The organism is Achromobacter xylosoxidans (assembly GCF_002192695.1).
Lineage (GTDB): Bacteria > Pseudomonadota > Gammaproteobacteria > Burkholderiales > Burkholderiaceae_B > Achromobacter > Achromobacter xylosoxidans_C.
Genome location: NZ_MTLG01000112.1, coordinates 216,435 through 238,044, shown reverse-complemented (window position 1 = coordinate 238,044; position 21,610 = coordinate 216,435). Strand labels below are relative to the sequence as shown.

At 52.8% G+C, this 21,610-nt stretch carries 13 protein-coding genes; 1 reads left to right on the top strand and 12 read right to left on the bottom strand.

The genetic code is table 11. The annotated features are described in order from the left end of the window. Positions 1-1,452, top strand: a 1,452-nt coding sequence (gene mobH / locus BRO63_RS28405; protein WP_088142974.1) for a MobH family relaxase, incomplete at its 5' end; no start/stop codon positions are given. Between the two features lie 25 nt (positions 1,453-1,477). On the opposite strand, the gene BRO63_RS28400 is transcribed toward mobH, so the two are convergent. From BRO63_RS28400 to BRO63_RS28345, 12 genes are read right to left on the bottom strand one after another with little or no spacing between them, the layout of a single operon-like run. Continuing rightward, positions 1,478-4,822 (bottom strand): DUF2357 domain-containing protein, encoded by a 3,345-nt coding sequence (locus tag BRO63_RS28400; RefSeq protein ID WP_033981972.1) that lies wholly within the window; start codon positions 4,820-4,822, stop codon positions 1,478-1,480. Next, entirely contained in the window at positions 4,819-7,446 is a 2,628-nt protein-coding gene (locus BRO63_RS28395; protein WP_033981974.1) for a chromosome partitioning protein ParA, read from the bottom strand. The genes BRO63_RS28400 and BRO63_RS28395 overlap by 4 nt, the downstream gene beginning before the upstream one ends. 2 nt (positions 7,447-7,448) lie before the next feature. After that, positions 7,449-9,404, bottom strand: a complete 1,956-nt coding sequence (locus BRO63_RS28390; protein ID WP_033981976.1) for a hypothetical protein — start codon at positions 9,402-9,404, stop codon at positions 7,449-7,451. Further along, positions 9,398-12,766, bottom strand: a complete 3,369-nt coding sequence (locus BRO63_RS28385) for a DEAD/DEAH box helicase (RefSeq protein WP_033981978.1) — start codon at positions 12,764-12,766, stop codon at positions 9,398-9,400. Before BRO63_RS28385 ends, BRO63_RS28390 begins: the two co-directional genes overlap by 7 nt. Continuing rightward, positions 12,763-14,112, bottom strand: coding sequence for a protein kinase domain-containing protein (locus tag BRO63_RS28380; protein WP_033981983.1), 1,350 nt, complete (start codon positions 14,110-14,112; stop codon positions 12,763-12,765). Before BRO63_RS28380 ends, BRO63_RS28385 begins: the two co-directional genes overlap by 4 nt. Continuing rightward, entirely contained in the window at positions 14,105-14,821 is a 717-nt protein-coding gene (locus tag BRO63_RS28375; protein ID WP_033981985.1) for a PP2C family serine/threonine-protein phosphatase, read from the bottom strand. Before BRO63_RS28375 ends, BRO63_RS28380 begins: the two co-directional genes overlap by 8 nt. Further along, positions 14,818-15,306, bottom strand: coding sequence for a hypothetical protein (locus BRO63_RS28370; protein ID WP_033981986.1), 489 nt, complete (start codon positions 15,304-15,306; stop codon positions 14,818-14,820). Before BRO63_RS28370 ends, BRO63_RS28375 begins: the two co-directional genes overlap by 4 nt. Further along, complete coding sequence (locus BRO63_RS28365; protein ID WP_218824120.1) at positions 15,303-17,066, bottom strand: Card1-like endonuclease domain-containing protein; 1,764 nt, start codon at positions 17,064-17,066, stop codon at positions 15,303-15,305. The genes BRO63_RS28370 and BRO63_RS28365 overlap by 4 nt, the downstream gene beginning before the upstream one ends. Further along, on the bottom strand, positions 17,063-19,738 hold the full coding sequence (locus tag BRO63_RS28360) for an FtsK/SpoIIIE domain-containing protein (RefSeq protein ID WP_033981989.1): 2,676 nt from the start codon (positions 19,736-19,738) through the stop codon (positions 17,063-17,065). The genes BRO63_RS28365 and BRO63_RS28360 overlap by 4 nt, the downstream gene beginning before the upstream one ends. Beyond that, positions 19,735-19,965, bottom strand: coding sequence for a hypothetical protein (locus tag BRO63_RS28355; protein WP_033981991.1), 231 nt, complete (start codon positions 19,963-19,965; stop codon positions 19,735-19,737). Before BRO63_RS28355 ends, BRO63_RS28360 begins: the two co-directional genes overlap by 4 nt. Then, positions 19,958-20,302, bottom strand: a complete 345-nt coding sequence (locus BRO63_RS28350; RefSeq protein ID WP_012251128.1) for a hypothetical protein — start codon at positions 20,300-20,302, stop codon at positions 19,958-19,960. The genes BRO63_RS28355 and BRO63_RS28350 overlap by 8 nt, the downstream gene beginning before the upstream one ends. Beyond that, positions 20,299-21,609 carry a hypothetical protein gene (locus tag BRO63_RS28345; protein ID WP_033981993.1) on the bottom strand — a complete coding sequence of 437 codons (1,311 nt, stop codon included), beginning with the start codon at positions 21,607-21,609 and terminating at the stop codon, positions 20,299-20,301. The genes BRO63_RS28350 and BRO63_RS28345 overlap by 4 nt, the downstream gene beginning before the upstream one ends. Position 21,610 lies beyond the last annotated feature (1 nt).

Below are 21,610 nucleotides of genomic sequence, written 5' to 3'. Positions count from 1 at the left end.
GCCCTGCTGCACGACATCGGCAAGATCGCCGTCGATCTGCACGTCGAGTTGGCCGACGGCAATACCTGGCATCCGTGGCACGGCCCGCTACACCAGCCATACCGCTTCCGCTACCGTGACGATCGCGAGTACCGCCTGCACAGCGCCGCAAGCGGTTTGCTCTACCACCAACTGCTTGACCGAGAAGTCCTGGACTGGCTCAGCAGCTACCCATCACTGTGGGCGCCGCTGCTTTATGTCCTGGCCGGGCAGTACGAGCATGCAGGGGTGCTGGGCGAACTGGTGGTGCAGGCCGACCGGGCTTCCGTGGCCCAGGAACTGGGTGGCGACCCCACACGTGCCATGGCCGCACCCAAGCACGCGCTGCAACGCAAGCTGCTCGATGGCTTGCGCTACCTGCTCAAGGAACAGTTGAAGCTGAACCAGCCGGAAGCCTCCGATGGCTGGCTCACCGAAGATGGCTTGTGGCTGGTCAGCAAAACGGTCTCGGACAAGCTGCGGGCGCACTTGCTATCCCAGGGTATCGACGGCATCCCTGCGAACAACACCGCCGTGTTCAACGTGCTGCAGGACCACGGCATGTTGCAGTCCACGCCGGACGGCAAAGCGATCTGGCGCGCTACCGTGACCAGTTCCACCGGCTGGACTCACTCGTTCACCCTGTTGCGCCTCGCGCCCGCGCTGATCTGGGAATCTGGTGAGCGACCAGCACCCTTTGCAGGGATGGTGACGATCGACGCGGCACTGGCAGGCGAAGCTGCCGAGGCAGCAGCCCCCCTTTCTGCGGACGGCGCGGCGTCAGCCTTGGAAAACCAAAACGCTCCGCCAGTGGAAGGTCGTGGAATCGCATCGGCCCTTCCGCCCAAGGCCCTGGCCATCCCTGACGCCATGGAGGACATGCTGGCGATGGTAGGAATAGGAAACTCGCCAACCAACGATCAGGATGTGGAAACCACCCCGGACGAAGCACCCATCGTTCTCTCGGATGCGCCACTGCCGACCCTGGCCGCCGCTGCGCCTTCGCCGCCGACCTCCACATCCTCGACGGCACAGCCATCCGGCGAACACTTCATGGCGTGGCTGAAACAGGGCATCGCCACGCGGCGACTCATCATCAATGATGCGAAAGCGCTGGTGCATACCGTGAGCGACACCGCCTACCTAGTCAGCCCCGGCGTATTTCAGCGCTATGCCCAAGAACACCCGCAGGTAGGCAAACTGGCCAAACAGGAGAACCTGCAGGATTGGCAGTGGGTGCAGAAGCGCTTCGAGCGACTGCAATTACATCGCAAGCAGCCGAGTGGTTTGAACATCTGGACGTGCGAAGTCACAGGCCCCAGAAAATCGAGGAAGCTACATGGCTATTTACTTATCAAACCACAAATGGTTTTCGATCTTCCGGCCTCAAATAATCCATATCTATTTTTGATTAAATCAAAAACCATCAATTAGTCAAATAACCCATGAGGCTTAAATTTCAATCAGAATTTCCATCAGAAACACTGGAGATGTGAATCGCGTCCGCTCCGTCATCCCCGCCGAGGTAAAGTCGCAGTGCATAAAGTAAATCGGGCGCGCGATCGCTCTTCGGCTTCTGGAGATTGAGTTGCACACGGGAAAAAAGAGGAATATCCGACTGCAAGATGATTTCAGTTACATGCTCAATTTGCTTCGCAAATTCTTTAGTTATTTTTTGATGCGGTTGAAGGAGCATTTTGATTTCAGGGTTGGACGATGCCCGGGTGCGCAGCAGGCCTAGCAAAAGTTCAAGTGGCTCCGTTGTAGAACGAATCCAATTACGCGCAGTCCATTCGTCTTTCTCGTATTTCCGTGGCGGACACTGCTTTATGTTACCAAGCATGATGCTCAGAGTATTCAGAATGCTACGCATGTCCGCGAGGCATATTTTATCAACGAAATTCTGCTCTCGCCAGATGGCGTAAGAAAAAATGCGAAGCACATCGCCTGTCAGATTCTCAACAAGTTTTGATAGCAAATCATATTGCCATTGCTTTGAAACATCACCAAGCGCGAAACCGACCAGGCTCTTTTCAAGAATATTACCATCTCTGATCTTATCGAAGATCAACTGAATGCAGTCGTCAGGCACATCTTTATGCATACAGAAAAGCAGAAATATAATTTCTGCCCTCACTGATTCAGGAAGCTCATCTTCTGACAATAGGGCAACGAGATACTCACAATTAATTTTCATTGCGGCGCTAAAATCTTGCGGGCATTCCGGATCACTGATCGAGCGACCATCACGCCAAACCTGAATGACTGGAAAATAAAGGCTCTTGCGAATATTGGCGACTAAGTCTTTTTCTGATTCCTTATCAAAAAACTTTAAATGCACCGCATCCTTATATGTCGGGCCAGCCACTTTCCAGCCAGAGTATTTCCCTTCGCGCTCTCGAAGCTCGAATGAGATTTCCTGCCCCTCTGAAAAGTCAACGAAATTCAATTCATGAATAAAGCTATTCTGATGGATGAAAACGGAGTCCTCCACTGCATCGCAAGCCGCAAAGGTAAATTTCCCTCCTTTTTTATCAATCTTCCATGCGCTGCTTATTTCACCTGTTATCCGTGGCTTGGGACGGATATAAAGATGGCGGTCAAGCTGTGCAATTCCCCTCTGCATCCAGTCGAGCAAGTCGGTAGTTTCATTACTGCCGGATTTCGGGAAAATCCGCAAATCTGACCACGTTATCGGCGTTGGATATTCTGGCGCGGGGGCATCGCTGATGACGATTTCGTCCATGCGCTGCCACGTTGCCCGCATGGGTCGAATTGATTCTGCGCGTGGAGTGAACACAAGCTTATAAGGGGTGTCTGCGCCGTATTCAAAGGTCAAGTTTAAATCACACAGGACATCACCTTTTAGCGGAAAATCGGGTGAATCGAGACGAGCGGAAAAGCCAAGGTCGTCAGCATTGCTGCCGATGTAGAGTGGGAACGAGTAATGCTGTTTTCCTGCTAGAAGTGTGAATTCTTCAGCAATGGGAATGAACACGGGTTTTCCGCGAACAGGCTTGATAGTTGTCCCACGTGAAACCAAGTGAAAGCGTTGGTAGTGGCCATCTTTCATCACCTTGATTGAAAGTTCTGGGATTTGATCACGCCATAGCGGAATGTCACCTGCTTGTTGCTGGAGGGTATGTAGGCGGACGCCACCTGCAACGGGGCTTCCCGTTAGATTGATGCAGAACGCGAAGCCTCCGATACGCCGATCGCGCTTGAGGTGCTCGGGATCGATGTATCCGCTCCTGCTAGCGGGAATTGCATCGTGCCACCGTTCTTGGGCATCAACCACGCTAATATCGTAGCCTTGAAATTCGGTTCTATTATCATCCGCGTTAGCAATGATAACTGGTGGACAGCGCTCCCAATAAAATCCGCGAGTTATGGGAAGACGTTTTTTCAGGTTCTCGTCGAATTTGGCAAGTAGCTTGACTGCACAGGTCTTGTTGCCAATGGTATCTACAACAACGACGGCATAACCCTCACCCTTTATTTTTTCTGGATCAGCCAGCGCGAAAACTGCTGCCACGCTGCGCGGTAACGGTTCAGCGTTGGAGAAACGAGCATTGAGATTGCGACGGATAAGCTCAAGTTCAAAGTCGTTGAGAAAATCCGGAACCAGCCAGTAGAGTGTGTCATTCCTGAAAATCTCGTGCAGCCGAATAGTGAATGCGCGAGCGGCACGGTCGCAGTTCTCTGATGTGTTGCCTTTGGCAAATAAGAGGTCTGGCCCGGATATGGTTATCGATTGCGGATGAAGCCAAACTGCATCGGAGTGGAAGAGTTCGATGTCGATGCTCTCATCATCGCGCCTCCATTGCTGCCACAGAAACGTATCAGGCAAAGACTGTGCGAATGCACCGTCGCCGCAGTCGTAACTCGGGCGCAAGGACGTGAAATCAACACAAACTGGATCGGTGATTTCACATTGCAGGCTATGCCGCGAAATATTCTTCCTTGATGTATTGAACAAGGGCGGTTTTGAAGACCAGGGAAGTATCTCAAACTTCTCGTAGTCAAAAATAAGCGGCATCTCAGAAAATAGATGTTTTCCGGAAGACCACATTTGCGCGCATTGTCTCCATAAGCGCATCGTTTTGTCACGTGCCTCAACCTGGACAAAGTCGCCAGCGACATCATCATCCAAGGTCTGTAGCCACCGCCATGAATCCCAAATGCGTCGATAATCACGGTGCGAGAGTAGCGTATTATTGGGTGGCAGATTGTCCCAGTTGCCAATCGCTTGGGCTTCTTCGGAGTGCAGCCAAGATTGTATTTTTGGCAGAATCTCGTCTTCATGGCCGAGGTAATCTAGGCGAAATTCAAGCAGTTCAACAAGATGGCGAACAAATGCCTTCAATAGACGATTTTCGGGCAGATCGACAGATTGAAAACGACGCACAGCCTGCATATGAGGCTTACCAGCAAGTTTTTCTCGAATGGTACGCCCTGGGCGATTGCTGAGTTTTATAAAACTGTTAGCGTCGAGCTCGCGCACAGCATGAATGGGCATCAACGCTTGCTCACGACGCGGGCTCTCGTTGAGTGATCTCATTAGATGTTCGAGTGCAGCACGGCTGTGCTCTGTGATACGCCAAAGCCGATCATGGATTATGCTGTTATTTACAGGCTGCGCAATTTTCTTCAAAAAAGAAGACAATGCCTGCGGCAACGCCAAACCTGTTTTCGGATCGAAATCTGCAGCCCGATAAAACCAATCTAATTGTTCAAGTAAGGCGCTAGAAATTTTCTCCTTAGCGCGATAACCCACATAGATTTTTTTTAGATTGACTGTCATGAGTTATGTGGAACCCTTCCGGCATTCGCTTCTAGCTTTTCACTAAGCTCTTTTCGTTGCTCAGGTGTCTTTGCGCTCCAGAGTTTACGGCGTTTGGCTGCATCTGATTCTTTCATAAAAAGTGGATGTGGCTCTTCGCTCCCGTCCGGCGCCAGAGCAGCCGTAGGTTTTTTATCAGAGATAGTATCGCCGGCGTTTAGGTAGTTTGCTGATTGCCAGATAAACTGACCATATCCAAGATCGCAGGCGAGATCGAAATCCTCGGCCAGATTGAATGAGTTACTCCCGATTCCTGTAACGAGCTGTCCACGAATCCTGTCCAGGCACTCCGTCTTGCTCTTGCCGCGTGTATCTATACCCCGCAACTTGGGCATGACCTTCTGCACGAGTTGATCCTCGAAGGCGACATGCATAGCCCTGGCAAGCGCATCTTTATCGGGTGCAGCACGAACATCCGGGTAATTGGCCATGTAGTATTCAATGGATTGCCAAACGCGGTGACCGAGAGCACGGCCTGTGACCGCGAGAGAGGCATTGATTCCTTCAATGAATTTCTTGAACGGGCTGACCTGATCGTCGGAGAAGTTGCTGCCTTGCGCTAGCCAACTCTGCCACGACGTTTTGTGTAGCGCTGGGCCTCGATTTTTGTCATCAAGTGGAGCAAGCTTCAGGCGGCGTTTGAGCTCCGTCGGGCGCGGAAAGTTGATGATGATGGATCGATCAAGCACCTTGTCTGAAAGTGACTTGGTGGTTTCATCTTGGTTCATCGTCCCTGTCCAAAGCACATTGCGACCGAGGGGAAGTTTATAGGGCTCCATGCCTGCGCCGATTTTCACCGGGATGAACGGGACGTCATTACCCTTTCTGCCACGCCGCAGTTCTAGCTTGCTCAAGAAATCCGCAAAATAAAGCTCGGGGTGTGCTAGATTCATCTCATCAAGCAGAACCAGACACACTGCGTCCTGCAATCCTGGATAATCTGCTTGTTTCAACGCTTCAATTAGATTTTTGTCCTTCTCAGGGTCAAGTGCCATTTGCTGATCCGGCGACATACTCTGCCAACGTTTAATACGCTGTTCATATCGTTCGTGGCCTGATATCTGACTTTGCGCGAGAAAGCGCAGCACCGGCTGCGCATCGAACTTGTTGTCTATGGAATTGAAAAAACCCAGCATGGATTCCTGCGAATCCCAATTCGGTTGGACAGACAGCGGCTCGAAATAAATGCCGCCAAAGTGCGAGTAGAGGCGCGGGAGTTCTGATTTTCCGGTTCCAGAAACCCCCGCCAGGACAGTGAGCGGCGACCATTCAGCTGTTTTGAGCGCTGTATGAAAAGCTTTCAAAATACGCGGATTGAAATGTAGCCCATATGTGTCGCAAGCATTGCCAATCCCAGTGAGCCAAGTTAGCTCATCGATCTCGTGCTGCACCGGCTGCTTGACCTTATCCACACTGATGTGCGGCATCTCAATTTCTTTGTAGCGAGCGGCAACTTCAGCGGGGCGCTCATAAGCTGCACGCAAACGGTTGAGTTCGGCTTGTGCTTCGTTGGCTGCTCCCTCGAAGATAGATGCCCTTTGCGCCAGAGATTTGTTCTCGGCGTTGAGCTCCGAGCCTTGACGGCGCAGCTCGCCAATTTCAGCGACCGCAGCCTCATTAGTGGCAAGTTGCCGTTCTAACTGGTCTGCCCGTGCCTTCTGATTCTTGGCTTCCGATTCAAGGGCTTGATACCGCTCACGCATTTCCTCGGTAGGACGGGTGGCAAGTTCCTCTCGCAAGCGCTTGAGTTCGTCGGCTTGGCTGTTCAGCGCGCGCAGAATTTCAGCCGGGTCTTTGCCACCAAGTTGCCGCTTTAACTGCTCGAATGCGCCGAGAAGTTGGTCCTGAGTGTGAAGCGCCTCGCGCAGCCGAATGTTTTCCTTTTTGGCAGATTCCTGAGCAGCCTCTAGCGTTTTGCGGCGATCCTCAACACGCCTCTCAACCTCATCGTCCAGTTGCTCGCTGCGCCTCTGGTTCTGCTGTTCCAACCGCTGTTCTTTGCGTTCGAGTGTTCGCTCTGAAGTCTCAAGCTCCGCCTGCCTACCTTCGACTTCGCTTTGCAAGGCAGAAAGTGCGCCTTTTTGCTTTTCAAATTCCGTGCGATCTGAGTTCAACCGATGTCGAGCGTCATCCTGTTGTTTTGCCCATGCATCGCGCTCCTTGGCGATTTCCGCTCTGATGCGCTCCCGTTCGACGTCTTCGGCATGGGCAACCGCCTCCAAGCGCTTCGCTTTCAGTCTGGCAATTTCATCTTCCAGAGCAGTTAGTTTATTTTCTCGGGTATGGGTGATCTCCTTTTCGCCCTGGACGCGCTTTTCACGCAGCTCATCGTTCAGCGCGGCTCGTTCAGCGGCAAAGCCTGCATCGCGCTTTTGCTCGGCCTGCGTGACGGCCTGCTCGCGCTGCGTCAATTTGGCCTTGTCTTGCTCGATGGCTTGACGCTCTGCAGTCGCCTGCTTTTCACGTGCAGCCACGGAGATTTCGCGGCCGGCGATTTCGCTTTCCTTGGTTCTGATCCCGCTCTCACGCGCGTTCAAATCGGCAAGCCACTGGGCTTCGGTTTCTAGTTGGGTGGGGCCATTCATTTTCAAAATTCCATGAGTGTTCTGATAGTTGTAAGAGCTGATTTGCGAAGATGCCCGATGTCGCCCTTGGGCAGGGGCAATGGCTCGTTGCCGTGCCCACGTCGAATAATGAGGCTGGCCATATCATCTACAAAGGACGGCTGTACGTCATAAATTGAGGTAAGTACATCCTCGTCAGACACCAGAAGAAACGCGATGACGCAAGCGCCTAGTGATTGACTGCCACCCTGCAAGGTTTGGCGCACAGCCAATGTCTTGACGGTTAGCAAACTCTCTGGCAGGACCGCACAGAAACCAGCCTCAATAGCCTTGCTTTCAGCCGTGCTATTGAGCTGCGCGTCATTGGTGTCAGGCGGCAACTTGCCTACCAAAACTCCCTCGAATGAGGCTTGTACGGCGGCACAGAGGTCTAGAACATAGGCCAAAGCATCATCCCCATCATGGCAAGACAGGAAAAAACGCTCCGCGTGAACCAGTCGGTCCTGCAGGTTCGTGCCCAGGCGATTGAACAACTTGAAGCCCAACTCCACCTGAATGCTGGCGCGGGCATCCAGCAGTGCATCACCTTGCACGTCCTTGTCTAGCGCAATAGCAGGTGTGTCGGCAAAAACAATGTCCGGCACAAGCGCATAGACTGTTTCGCGCATAAACGGGTCATCAGCCAGTTCCTGCTGTGGAGCATCCGCGCGCCCCTTGCCATGTGCTTTTTCGTTGCGCTTGACGCTGACGGCAAGAAGACGGTTTATGAAACCTGGATGCACGGAGACAAGCCGCCGCAAGGGATGCCCTACGTCATCGCGCGCCTGAAGCATAGCGATGGCAAGAACCGTCTCTTGATAGGCTCCCCCGACCTCGAACTCCCGTAGCTTGCCCTCACGAATCGGTCTGAAACCTTGCAATGGCAGTTCAAACCCTATCGTTTGCGCTGCCTTCACCAAGAGCGCAGCATGTTGGCTCTGTTCGGTGTGTCTGAGTGTTGTGATGACATTTTTGAATGGACGGACAGAACAGGCGTAGAACAGCGCCCATTCTATGGATGCATGGATTTTGGCTAAGGTTCGAAAATCTGCATTGCTTGCAGGTCTTAAACTGGCAATGAGCTTCGGGTAGCGTTGCCAGTTGGCATCTGTCTCGAACGGCTCTTTTGGTCTGATGTCCGGTTTCTCGGGTCGAGAACTACTTAGTAGTTTTTTCCAAGTGAGCAGCCATCCAGCCAGGTTATCTTCTCGCTCAAGAAGCTGCTCAAAGGCTTTTTCAAGAATCAACGAAAATCCGTTACCAAACGGGTCAGCAACGCGGAACTCGCTATCGACTCTCTGAATGGCGATGGGGCAGTCAAGGTGATACAGCTCTGGTTCGGCAGTTATCGTGATTTGCTGAACAGGAGGCATCTTTTCTTCCATGCCAAAAACTGCCGCGCGTTTCTTCATGCCCCGCAATGCGTTGATAACATCGCGTTGTGTGGGCGTGTTTCCTTTGTGAATAGCATCCCAACGGATTGTTCGAAAATCATTCTCCTCGCCTTCCTTTTTTTGCAATGGATTCGCGTCGTTCAACCAGTGCAGGAAAGGTAGGATTTTACCGGTGGCAAGTTCACGGAACAAAAGCGCGGTAACGAAGACCGGAGCGTTATCTTCGCCGCCTAATCCATCATCGTGCTCCTGCATAAGGATGGCGTTGTATTCGTCAATAAATCCCTTGTCCTGCAAGCGCAGAAGAATGCCATTGATTAAATCAAGCGGAATGCAAGTTTCGGCCGCCAGATCATCTGCATCCAGCGCGCCGACAGCATCAAGTATTTTCAGGATGACACGCTCAAATGCGTTCAAGCCATCACGATCGTTGGAGCTCTTGGGCAGGGTCACGCGATACGCGTTTACCGGCCATGCGAGATTGCGCGACTTGCCGATGATGCCGCTGAAGGGATTGGGCTTGCCGTAGTCCAGGAGCCTCAGCATGGCAGCACCACACCTTCACGCTGGCAAAGGTGAAGAAAATCCACCAACCCCGGAACAAAGTCCGCCGCGAGCTTGTTTTGCAACGCACCAGTATCACCCACGACTACCAGCAATTTCTTTTGCCGGCTCATGGCGACATTCAGACGGTTGTAAAGACAGAGATGGCCAAACAGCCCTCTGGCTTGTTTCTCGCAGTCATCATCCTTTGGCTGCCAGTTTTGCGGCAAGGTTCGCACCATTGAGAGGAAGACGACATCGAACTCCATGCCTTGGAAGGAGTCTACCGTTCCAACACGCAGTTGCTTGTCATCGCTCACGATCCCGCCAAGCTGCCTTTTGAGTTCTTCCCTGATGCTGTCGGCCTGCGCCTTATAAAACGAAATAACACCGAAGGAGAGATCTTTCCCTGCATCCGAACTCATCCATGCCTGTAACTGGCGGGCAATGACAGTGACTTCTGCGGGGCGCGTCCAACTGGTCCCGTCCTTTTGATGTTTTCCTCTCTGTGCTGGCACATCCAACCAAACGGCAGGCTTGCCGTTCGTGCCGGGCAGAGCGTGGGCAAAATCGCTTTCTGGCCGCCCAGAGCCAAACCTCTCCGTGTGATCAAAGCGTTCGTAGAAATTACGGCTGATAAAGCCACCCAGCAGCGGATGCATGCGGTATTGCTTGTCCAGCGTGACACGGCGGGTGATGCCGTCGCCGTCCTCCAGGGTCTTCAGGCGGGTACTGAACAGATACTGGAACATGGATTTTTTTAGCCAGTCATTTTCTCCCTGACCCGTTTCGCCTTCCTCCATCTGGCGAGCTACTTCTTCGTCAATGATGTGCGGCAACTGCCGGTGGTCGCCCACCAGAATAATGCGCTTGCCTTGCGCCATAGCCACCATCAAGTCACGAGGCGATACCCGAGCGGCCTCGTCCACGATCACATACTCGTACTCCATCCCTTTCAGGTTCTCATTGACATCACGCCCGATGATGCCTTTTTGCATTTGCATCCCCCGATTTACGCTTTGCTGGCAAGTGGCAGCAAAAGCAAAGCTGTAATCAGAAACAGCATCCATCATTCCATAGGGATTACTTTCGAGTTCGGCCAAAAACTCCACCAGCGCAGCGGATTTTTTATCTTTAACCGAGTACCCTACGGTCTTGATGCGCTGGATGGCAAGTTCCGCCAGCCCAATCACTTCGTCGTTTTGTTTTTCCACGCGAAAGACCGGGGGGGTGGTCAACCGAACAAGAAGTCTCCTTTTCAGGGCTTCCAATTCCGTCAGAAAAGACGGCGTGCCATCTTCGCTGCGCCAAAGGCTGGCTTCGTCTAGCAGCTTGCGTTCGCTTTTTTCAAGAACATCGCTCAGGTCGTCCAAAGCGTCCGCCGCCCTTGCCGCACCATCATCAGCGAAACTTTCGAAGCGCACACGCAGACGGCGTACGGCAACAAGCCATTGGCCTGAATCGACGTTAAGTCGCTCTTCACGCATCAGGTTCTTCGCCAGATTGTCCGCCCGCCGCGCGTCGTCTTCGCCAAGCACCGAAATGCCAAGCGCGATGATTTTCCTGACAAGGCTGGCGGCCAATGGGCGAGTCGGTGCCTGGACATATTGCAAGAATAGGTTTTTTATCTCCCTTTCCTGCTCCACCCCAGCAAGCTGCGGATTACGGTCGCGCAAATCAGCGGCTAAATTCGAGCACCAGTTTTCAAGATTGCGTTCGAAAGCACTGTAATCATCTTCTGCTGCGCCAGATCGTTTTCCGAATTTCGGCACGGGTAGGCTGTTGAGCGAAAGCCGCTCGATCATGTTCTCCACCGCGTCGTGCTGAAACCCCGTCAATAGAATTTGACCTTTGACACGCACACCGCGCTTGTCTGCCATCTCGTTCAGGCGTTCTAAAATCGCAGCGATAACGGTTGTCTTGCCAGTACCAGGCGGACCTTGAATAAGCGCGATGTCGGGTGTGTTCAATGCGACCTCAACGGCTTTTTCCTGCATCACGGTTGGGTCATTGCGGAAAATTTTCTTACGAACAAATGCTGTAAGCGGTGGAATATTTTGCGGCACACGGATTTGTGCAATTTTCCCATGCTCTTCAATCAATAAACCCAACTGAGGGTTAGCGCTACGTCCCTCCAAGATTGCTTGACGGGCGGCCATTCGGCGCTCGATTTGGGCAACATCACCTTTGAGTGAGAGAATGAGCGTGCCGGATACCGATGGCAGAATTTCGGTTTTGAGCGCAAGTGAGCGGGTTTCCTTGTCAAAGTTTTTTACTGCAAAAGAAACCCACTCTTTGCTCTGTATGAATTTTTCTCCAATCTTCTTATCGAGATCCGCAGCACTTTTTATGCCTTTTTCAAAATCTTTGAAACTCAAGTTCTCATTCAGCAAATAGTCTGGCAGCTCATCTACGAGTTCGAGCTCTGGTACTTTATTTTCAGCCAAGGTGGTTATGGCTAAATCAGAGGCTTCGACAATGCGAACCGTAACAGTCCCGTCCCGCCTCTGCTCCATATCCGTGAACTGCAACGTGCCGACTGCACGTGCCTGATTGAGCAGCAGTTCACCTTCAACCTCACCAAACTCGTCCCACTTTTTCAGATAGCTTCCATCGTCCTGAGTGAGTGCTGTCATTTGCGCTTTGGCAAGAATTTGCACTTGTCCCGCCTGTGTCCAGTCCACAAAACGCAGCCTGCCTTTGGCGAGGCGTAAGGCGCGGTCAGGCTCGTTCTTTGGCTTGGTCAGGCGGGTGGCGATGAAGATGGAATTTCCGCCCGGTATTGACTTTTCAGTAGCAACGAAGCGGATAGTGTCGCCGGTAATGCCGAAGGAATTCTTTTGGCTTGCCTCTGTCCTTGTTTCGTTTGGTGCATTCTCGCCGTCTAGTTCCAGCTCTCCATGAATGGCAGAGCCAGAGGTCAGAAAGAAAAAATTGTTTTCGCCTTGCTGAAAGCTGCAGAGTTGGCCGAGTTTTTCGTAGGGGCTCTGGCCCTTGAAGCCATGCCCCATCTTCTTCAGTCCCTTTTCCACATATTCATCCACGCCGATTTCGACGTCGCCCATTTCCAGGCATTCACCAGTGAAAAAAGCGACTTGCAATTCGACGCTGCCATCGGCGGCGGGGTTTGCAAGTTGGGCGAGCAGGGCACGACCGCTGGCCAGTTCGGCGTTGAGGCGACGAATATCTGCTGCAACGACAGGGCGGACGATGGCCACCGCATTCTCCAAGCGAATTTCAAATTCATCCGCGTGGGCTGGTCTGGCATCCACCGAGAAGATAGGCTGCTCTGGCAGGGCTTCGCCGTTGTCAGACCGCTTGATGCGGACACTCAGGATGTTGGTGGGAATGTCCTGAAACTTCATTTGCCGCCCTCCACGAACTCAAAGCTGAGGTTGTCCGGGAAAGGCTGCGTGCCTCGCACAGGGACTGCGGTTTTTGCCGCGAAGTTGAGCACGGCTTCGTATACCGTGTCGTCGTGATGCTCGAATGAAAACGGGTAGAACAGCCGTTTCGGCAGCAGGAACGCCGTGGCGCTGCCGGGAATCAGGATTTCCCAACGCGGCGTTTTGACGCGAATGAAGGCCGAATGCGTCGCGCCGCAATACGGGCATTGCGCGTGTTCATCGACGAAATGACTCATGCCACATACGGGGCAGTCCAGCGACAGATCCGCAGCCCTTGCAAGCTCCAGTGTCCAGAACGCTATTGGAGGTCGGCGGTGCGGCAGTTCCCGTCCCGCACCGAAAGTTTCCTGAAATAGGCGCCGCAATCCTTCTGTTGCAACCAACGCGCGAGGCAGGCCACCAACACCTTGGTTGGCGTCGTCATCTTCGTCATCCACGAAAGGTAAATAGCCGGCGTATGCCCGATCTTCCATATTGGTGGGCGCACCGTCGCCGCTCAGCTGCGACTCAGCATCCCAACCCCCGTCCTCGTCCACCGCTTGCAGCACTTTGTTGCCGATGAAAGGGTGGCATAGAGCCAGCAGCTTGAAGGTCATTACCGCGAAAGCCCAACAATCCGTTCGCGGGCGGGACTGATCGCGGCCCTGCACCACCTCCGGCGCACCGTAACCAGGCGTATAGACGGACACGCCGCCGCTGGATAATTCCAGGCGCATGTTGTCGGCATCTATGAGCCAGACATCGGGAGTGTCGCCTTCACCAAGGAACGCATTGTTGGGGGAGAGGTCGCCATAGACCAGTCCCGCGCTGTGAAGGCGAGCGAGGATGGCGGCGCACTTTGCCAGCGCTCGCAGACGACGACGTGTAGACCCCGTGCTGGCGTAATGCAGCAGTCGAAGCGCCAGGTCCTTGTCAGGAATCTTCGTCAGCCATTGCGGCAAGGCTTGCCTTTCATCTTCTAGCTTCTTTTTGCTTCTTCCATCCAACTCGAAAACGGTGAACGGCTTCATGTCGTTCAACAGACGCATCACATAGCCCGGCTTGTCACGCAGAATGGCGAGTGGCAGGGAAACGGGGATACGTTGCGGTATGGGCAGCAGGCGGATGCGTTGGAAACGCTCGCGCAGATTGGCGTTTTTATCCGGCTGGCCGGATGCATCCAGCGGTTGCTTGACAGCCAAATCTGCATCCTTGGTGCGATAGACCACGCCTTGTCCACCGCGTGCAAGCTCATCGGCAATGTGATGGACATTGCCGTATTCATCCACAAGTGGCTTAGGAGCCCGGAGTTCGGAGTCACTCATCTGCCACCTCCTCACTGCACAGGCAGGCGAGGGTTTTATCGTCGCTGTGCTTGGGCGTAGGCCAGTTTTCGAGCATCTCGTGGATGCGCCGGTTGGCGCTTACCGAAGCGAGGGTTCGATGCGCTTCGACGAAGCTGCTCACAAACCCGTCAGCGTTATCCAAATCGTCAGCCACGCCATCGGTGCAGAGCAATACTGCGATGCACTGCTCCGCCGACAGCGACAAATATTGCCAGTCTTTGGCGGAGACATTGGCGGAAAGCGCAGTGGTGATATTGGAGAAGCCTTGCGTCTTGTTTTCCGACAGCGAAACGACTGATCCATCGGACTTGACAAGGGCTGCAAGTCCGTCGCCGAGCATTCCTATGTGGATCACGCCATCCAGACGTAACGCGAAGAGGCAGGTGGCCGCACAATCGCGAGGTTCCAGCGGGGCGACAAGCCTTAGCCAGTTAGCTTGGATGCTGCTGAACAGCGAGTTGCGTTCGATTTCACCATCAGGGCAGCAAGTCAGGACCGCGAGCTCAACAGCGAGACAAGCGGCATCGCTGCCAAAGCTGGAGAAAGGCTTGGAGCCAACCCCGTCGGACACGACGATGCCATCCCCCCAAACATGGTGGAACTTCGCCCACGCATCCTGATTTGGCAAACCTTCGGCGATATGGTGCGGGCCGCGAACGCTTGCCCCAAAACTTTTCCAAAGCGTCATGCCCATTCCTCATCCGCTTGCAGCCAGTTATCGAGCACGGAGAGCACTTCTTCTGCGACAAACACCTTTGCGCCTTTGAGCCCCTTGGACAGATGCGGGTTAGCATCCGCGCCGATTTGGATGACGCGCAGTGTGTCCGGCGGTAAGCCTTCCTGCCAGCGGCTCAGAGTCTTCACGTCGTCTCTTGTCCAGAATCCATCCGTGAGAATCAGAACCTTTCCATCCGGCTCGCTACCCAACAGTTGAACCAGCGCCTCGCCATTGGTACCCCCTTGGCAAACCAGCATTTCCACCGGGAGATCCTCCTTGACGCTCCAGTTCGGGATGTTGCGTGCCTCACTGCTCCAAGCACAAAGGTGGATTTCCGCCTGTCCATAGCCCTGCCGCACCCATTGCGCCACGGTCGTGGCCAAGGTTCGCAGGATGAAGGGCTTACCTCCTTCACTCATGCTGCCGGAGATGTCGCAAACCAAATGGAGCATCATGGCGTTGCCTCACTCGCTTCAGCCCGCTCAGTGATGCTGTTCATCATTGCCTTTATCTGCTCAGAAAGTGATGCACCACTCCAAAGCGTCAGCCTGGCATCCTTTATTTTTTTCTTGGCCGACTCAGTATTTGGCGGAACACAGCAGGCAATGATGCCGCGACCTTCAATTCCCCCGTAGAAGCGCACAAGATTTTGCAGCTTCATAATCTGCTCTTGCGTTACATTGCCTGCCTTGCATTCCACGATATAAAGTGAATAGCCATCGGTGAATGTGATATCCAACTCGCTGTATTCAACGCCGAAGCTCGAATAGCCTTTCGACTCTTCTAAACTCAAGTTCAGCTTGACATTGATACGCAAGTCTTGAATAACGCCAGCGTCTTCGTAGGGCTTACATTGCAAATAAACAAACTCCTCGAACCAGCCGCCAGATAGGTATTTAGCGAAATCAGGCCATTTCTCAAATACCATATCCAATCCGTAGCCTTGGACGGATACTGTCTCCATGTCATCCAGCTTGAATTTGAAGCCATCACGACAAATTTCGAATGGTCTGAATCCATTGTTATAATCGGTCAGTTCTCTATAGAACCTACGCACCTTTTCACGATATAGCCAAAGAGTCTCAGTTAGAAGTTGGCGATTCGGCGACATATCATTCATAAGGGAGCTGCCGGCGATCATCAAGCCGTCGCTATTAAGGCGCAAGAATGTTTCAATTGAATCAATCTGCCTGATTTTTTCACGCCGAACACTATCAATGAAAGTAACGCAACGATTCTTGCTATCAAAATAAAACGGAATGGCACCCAGTTCGCGCGCAGCAGAGAGTGCACCTGCAAACATTAATTTTGTGCCGCCGGTTAAATTGATTCCAACTCGTGTTTTTTCTGGAAATTGCTTTGCCAGCTCGGTGATTCTTTCGTGAACAGCACGATCATCCCAAGGGTCAACGGTAAGTTCGTGTAGGTCCCGGGAGCCAATAAAGGCTCGCATACATGTAGCAGGGAAGTCTTTTGAGTTAACAAAGATGTGATGCGCCGACTCAAATTGCCGGATGCTTAACAAGGCAGGCATCCGTTGCTCACCAAAAAGATGAAATGTCACATCGAACCCGTTGGAGATGTCTCGAATCGCAGCCTGTTTTACGCTGTGTCGCTCAAGCCACTCGGCAGGCAACGCTATGACTTCAGGTGCTTTGCCAATGATGGACGACGCTATGAGTCTTTTTTTGAGTTCAGGATAGCTCAGCGCCGCGAGCGCCCAGACAAAGGCCATAACCGGAGTTCCTGGGCTGAGATAAAGCGTGACAAGCTTTTCACCTGACTCCTGTTCCACCTCATTCAGCGCCCGCATCGCGCCTGCGTAAATACCTTCGGTGTCGTTTAGTTGGCAAAGCTTTTCGCTTTTTAAACGGATGCTTGCGTCGCAGCCCAAGGCTGCGGCCTTCTTTTCCAGCCAAGTCGAAAAATGTTCATGGGCGACAGCCGTATTGGCAAACCTGGAGACAAAATGATTAGTGGCCTTCCAATCCTTCTCTTGTCCCATGTTTCGTATTGACGCCAATTCGAGTGCGAATGCCTTCTGCACCTCGATCAATTCGCTGGCATCATTATCCATCCGGGTATAGCCCAAGATGACGATATCAGAATAGGACGCACCCGCAAGGGCACTCGCAATAGGGCCATCGGTATTCTCAAACCCAAGAGACGCGCGAAAATCGGTGATTCCATACCACGTGAGCAGAAATCGCTTCATCGAGTGCGTTCCTGAACATATGGGCGGAACCATGTGATGTCATTCGTCATTTTGTTTACAAATACAGCTCTGTTCGGTTTTTCAATGCCTTTGAACTTACCAATACCGCCACTCACAAGCGATCCGGCATCGTCTTCGTTCATGCAATACGCCACGCGCAATTCGAAAAATGAGAAAAGGTCTTTGCAGGTACTGGCACAGCGCTGCCAACGGTCGACAAAGGCAAATACAAACGTCCCCTTTCTTGGGCCGTCCTCGGCGAGACGCTTTAGCAAGTCAGACGGGGTTGGTGGTTCGCCTGGCTTGGGCGATCTAAACGCTGGGGCTGGCTGGAGCGCTTTCTCGGAATCCAGGCCATCGACAATCAACGCGACGCGGCGATTCCCAATATCGTCTGATATCGCTTGAAGTGGTAGTTCGGCTATATCGTCGAACATCTTGAGGCGTACACCGAGCAATTGCACTGCGGCTGAGAATCCTCCTCCAGGGGGGACTCCGCGCGCGTTGAAATACACGATTTCATCAAAGCCATCGACGAAAGCCAGACTGAAAAGCATAGCGGACAGGAGTCCGTCGTGAATCTGATCGTTGTAGCCGCTGAATAGAACATTGAACGCGGATCGACGAGTAAGTGGCACGGTCAACGGTTTTGAATCGAATGCGAGGTTTTCGCCCAAAAGAAAAGTTTCTTCATGCGCGCAAGCTGTTTGATATTCAAAGGGAGACGGCATCTCAGGAAGGAATGCTCCGCTGAAAACCTTTGTTTTGGAAGCCCCCCCAGAAGGAGATGTACGCTCTATCAAATTCGTCAGCAAATCACGTCGATGCTCACTTTCTCCGGCGAATGGAATCATGAACTTCACATTGCCGGATTTGGCACCGTTAGCATTGTTGATAATGCCTTCAGGTGGGCTGCGCAGCTCCGCAGCTGCCCAGTTCCCGCCCCCGAGGATCATTGCGGAATCTTCCTGCCCACAAGCCAGTGCAATACGGCATCCCAACTGGGTGATGATGCTCCCGATTGACTGCGCGTTGATGCCTTTCAAAGTCTGAGTAGCCAAGAGGATGTGAATGCCAAACGAGCGTCCCTGTTTCAAAAGCTTCGAGAGCAGCTGCTCAGCAGCTTCTGCTACCTGGCGACTTTCTGAAAACAGAACCTGGAACTCGTCTATGATTAACAGAACGCGGGGTAACCGTACTCCGGTTGATTTTCGGTATTCGCCGAAGTCGTTAACATTTTTCGACTTGAATATGCGTGCGCGAATTTCCAGTTCGCCCACAAGATGCCGTAGTACAGTGACACCATACTCAGGATCACTTTCCGTAGCGACAAGACGGGCTTGCGGGATTGGCGGAGTTGCGTAAACATTGAACTCAGTCGACTCCTTGTAATCCAGTAGATAAAGATCAAGCTCTTCGCTCGGATATTTCTCGCACAGCGTGTGAATCAAAACATGGAGCAGATTGGACTTTCCCGAGCCCGTCTTCCCCGCAAGCAGCACATGATGCTCGGAGTCCGTCGCGCCCAGTCTCAGGGTCGCGAAGTCGCCTGCAGTCGTCCAGCCGATGGGAATATCAAAGCCACCAAGAGTCGTCTCTCCCTTGCCGAAGCTCGTCCAGAGATCAGGCATCGTTTTCTTGAAGCGCGTCTTAGCAGCACAATCTTCAGCGAGCCTTGCGATAAAGCCATCCAGCACATCTTGTCGCGGCCATTGCTCCGGTTGATATGTGAATGACAGCCCACCAGCCCCAGCGCGTTGCAAGAGATCATTCAGTTGCGTGGTTGAGTTTTTCAGCGTGGCGTTGAGCTTTTCATATCGCCGGTCTTCCAGGCGCTGCTCATCAATTGCAATGATGGGCAGCACGCCGCAGCGTGGACCGTTTTCGCAGATGCGTCCAAGGAGCCAAAGAGATTTTTCCGATATCTGCTCTGGCACATCAAAGAGCAGTACTACCTTGTAAGGCAACGGGGCATCGGGTTGAACTGCGTTGTATTTCAACCAGTTGGATGCCTTCTCATTGAACCGCAGCTGGATCAGCTCCTCAATTTCGTCCGTCAGTTTTCCGAGCGCTGCTTCGATTTCGTCCGCACGAGTAAGAACATGACCTTGCGGCACCAATTGCTCAACCTTCAGCAATGGTAGGAACGGCTCGACCGATTGACCCTGCTGTAGGGGGTCAATCAGTGTCAACTCTACTTGACCTGCAGGCAAAGCCGACAGCAACCGCAACAAGAGACAATGCGCGAGTCTTTTCTTCTCCGCATCGCCTTGCGGAAAAACAAGAGCGCTGGAAAAGGGGAAAGAGATGACTTTTGGGGCTTGACAAGAGAGCTTCTCAAAAGAGACTTGCTCCGAGCCAAGCACAAGACCTGCTGGAATTTCCGATGCCATCAATGGCTTGTCTACGCCAAAATCCACGAAGGCAGGCTGATGTTGTCTGAGCTGTGCACTTGCGTTCGCTATAGCAGTTGCATTACTTTCCCACTCTCTGACAAAGCCTGCCTGCCAATTCGACTTCCTTATGCTCCGATTGCGCTCCTGGTCTTCGTTCAATGTTTTTTTAGTGGCATTGAATTCGCGGTCGATGCGCGCACAACCTTCTTGATAGTCCGCAATTGCCTTGTGTAGCTTGAAAATTACGCTCTGAAAATCCTTCGCGCTTTCACTCATTGATTCCACCCACTGTCTTTGAACTGGAGCTCGCGAACGTCATTCAAAGTTCGATCAATGGCGAGCGACTGCAGCTGGTAAGCCGCATTGAAAATGCGGAGTGAATCGACTTCCTTGAGAATCGGATCAAGTACATCAGCAACAATGGACGCGCCGAACGTATCACGCACTCCCTCGCGAAATTTTCCAGCGCACATCGCAGCCATTCCAAAGGCCTCATCAAACATTAGCTTCCTCCTCTTCCATATCACCATCGATTGGAAGTTCGAGAACATAGTCGTCAGCTACCGAGAGGTTTGGAAACAGGGGCGCGCAAATAGTCCCAGGCAACAAGTAGCTCGATTCGAACTCAGGGTTCTTGGCCCTGATTTCGCTTAGAAATGCGCGCCACTCTTCCTCGGACAACTCAATCGATCTGCAATCAACTGTCAGCTCCAAGAGGCGTGCGGTGGACGCATCCACGCCATCCATATCTCCGACATTTACTGCATGCAGGAGGACATCAACTTCAGCCCGGACTTGTGCGAGAAGGTCATGGCTAATAATTGCGAAACGTATTTTCATGGTTGCTCGTCCTCGTTATGGCGGATGAAATCAAGACAGGACTGATCTATTTCATTTTTCCTTGGCAACATTCCCACCATTGGTGAGCCAGCTTCGCGCAAGGCATCGCGCAGTTCTTTCTGTTTTTCTTCTGGCAAATCGTGGATGTCTCGCGAGCAAAGAGTGCATTGCGCATCTGCTTGCTTGTGCCCTTCAGCCTGAAAAATCATGTGATCTTTCTGCGAATAGAGGTATTCCGCCTTGCCGCATTTCACTTCGAATGCCATCGAGCCGCCCACCGGAGCCCCCATGCCCTCACCACGCCCCAGAATGACCGGAACCCGCAAGTCGGTGACTATCAAATCTGTTTTTGTGTAGCGTCCGTTGTCGCCCACAAAGGTTCGCCCTTGCGTCTCGATCCGGCCGCCAAGTGGCGCAAGTGCGTGCCGAACTATCTGTTCCCCGAATTCACCACTCAGGTGTATCCGTGCCTTACGTGCGACGATGTTTCGCTCTGCATCACCCTTGGCGACTACCCATTGGTTCCGAAATTTATCGACCTGCTTGCGATACGCTGGATCACGGTCGTAAAGATATTCCTGAAGCAATCGTCTCTGCTCTGACGATAGGTTCATGCGGTCTCGCAATATATCTGGCGTCACGGGACGGCCATCTTTGGCTGGATCCCATTTCAACCAAGCATGGAATTGCGCAGCGGACGGGTTTGTCGCGAGATAAGCATCCAGTGCTCCTTGCGCGGATATCAAGCGTGCAGTGCCAGCTTCAATCGCCTGATCGACAGTTGCCAAGTGCGCATTGCATGCTTGTAGGGTCTGCTCCAGGGTATGCTCTGCCATCGCCTGCGCCTGCTTCGCAAGATCCACGCGCTGCTCCATGGATATGCGATCTTCTGTCGCCACATCAAGCTCTGCTCTTGCTTGCTCCAGCATGCTCTGAGCCTGCTCAACAGCGGCTTCTGCTTCGGCGACGGCAGAGTCCTCGCCGGAGCAGTCCGGGCAACGTCCATCGTCATCGTGCGGCTGAGAAAGGCAAGCAGATAGCGCAGACTCGGCGGAAGAAAGCGAGCTCTGACTGCTATCGAGCGCTTGCTCAGCGCCGTCAACATTTTGCGTGGCGGCTTGCTCCTGCTGGATGGCACTTTCCAACATGCTTGCGCTGTTCTGCGCTTCTTCACGAGCCTCTGCGCATTTCTGCTCCGCAACAGCAATTTGTTCGCGGCATGCGGCCTCTAGCGCCTCGCGCACTGACTGCAGATCGCGCACGAGGTCTTCCAAATTCTCCACTTGCCCAATTGAAACTTGTGCCATT

Excerpts from the sequence above, each read along its gene's own strand:
- BRO63_RS28375 (WP_033981985.1), bottom strand. The coding sequence starts at position 14,821 with ATGACGCTTTGGAAAAGTTTTGGGGCAAGCGTTCGCGGCCCGCACCAT.
- BRO63_RS28370 (WP_033981986.1), bottom strand. The coding sequence starts at position 15,306 with ATGATGCTCCATTTGGTTTGCGACATCTCCGGCAGCATGAGTGAAGGA.
- BRO63_RS28390 (WP_033981976.1), bottom strand. The coding sequence starts at position 9,404 with ATGCTGAGGCTCCTGGACTACGGCAAGCCCAATCCCTTCAGCGGCATC.
- BRO63_RS28345 (WP_033981993.1), bottom strand. The coding sequence starts at position 21,609 with ATGGCACAAGTTTCAATTGGGCAAGTGGAGAATTTGGAAGACCTCGTG.
- BRO63_RS28365 (WP_218824120.1), bottom strand. The coding sequence starts at position 17,066 with ATGAAGCGATTTCTGCTCACGTGGTATGGAATCACCGATTTTCGCGCG.
- BRO63_RS28400 (WP_033981972.1), bottom strand. The coding sequence starts at position 4,822 with ATGACAGTCAATCTAAAAAAAATCTATGTGGGTTATCGCGCTAAGGAG.
- BRO63_RS28350 (WP_012251128.1), bottom strand. The coding sequence starts at position 20,302 with ATGAAAATACGTTTCGCAATTATTAGCCATGACCTTCTCGCACAAGTC.
- BRO63_RS28395 (WP_033981974.1), bottom strand. The coding sequence starts at position 7,446 with ATGAATGGCCCCACCCAACTAGAAACCGAAGCCCAGTGGCTTGCCGAT.
- BRO63_RS28360 (WP_033981989.1), bottom strand. The coding sequence starts at position 19,738 with ATGAGTGAAAGCGCGAAGGATTTTCAGAGCGTAATTTTCAAGCTACAC.
- BRO63_RS28380 (WP_033981983.1), bottom strand. The coding sequence starts at position 14,112 with ATGAGTGACTCCGAACTCCGGGCTCCTAAGCCACTTGTGGATGAATAC.
- BRO63_RS28355 (WP_033981991.1), bottom strand. The coding sequence starts at position 19,965 with ATGTTTGATGAGGCCTTTGGAATGGCTGCGATGTGCGCTGGAAAATTT.
- BRO63_RS28385 (WP_033981978.1), bottom strand. The coding sequence starts at position 12,766 with ATGAAGTTTCAGGACATTCCCACCAACATCCTGAGTGTCCGCATCAAG.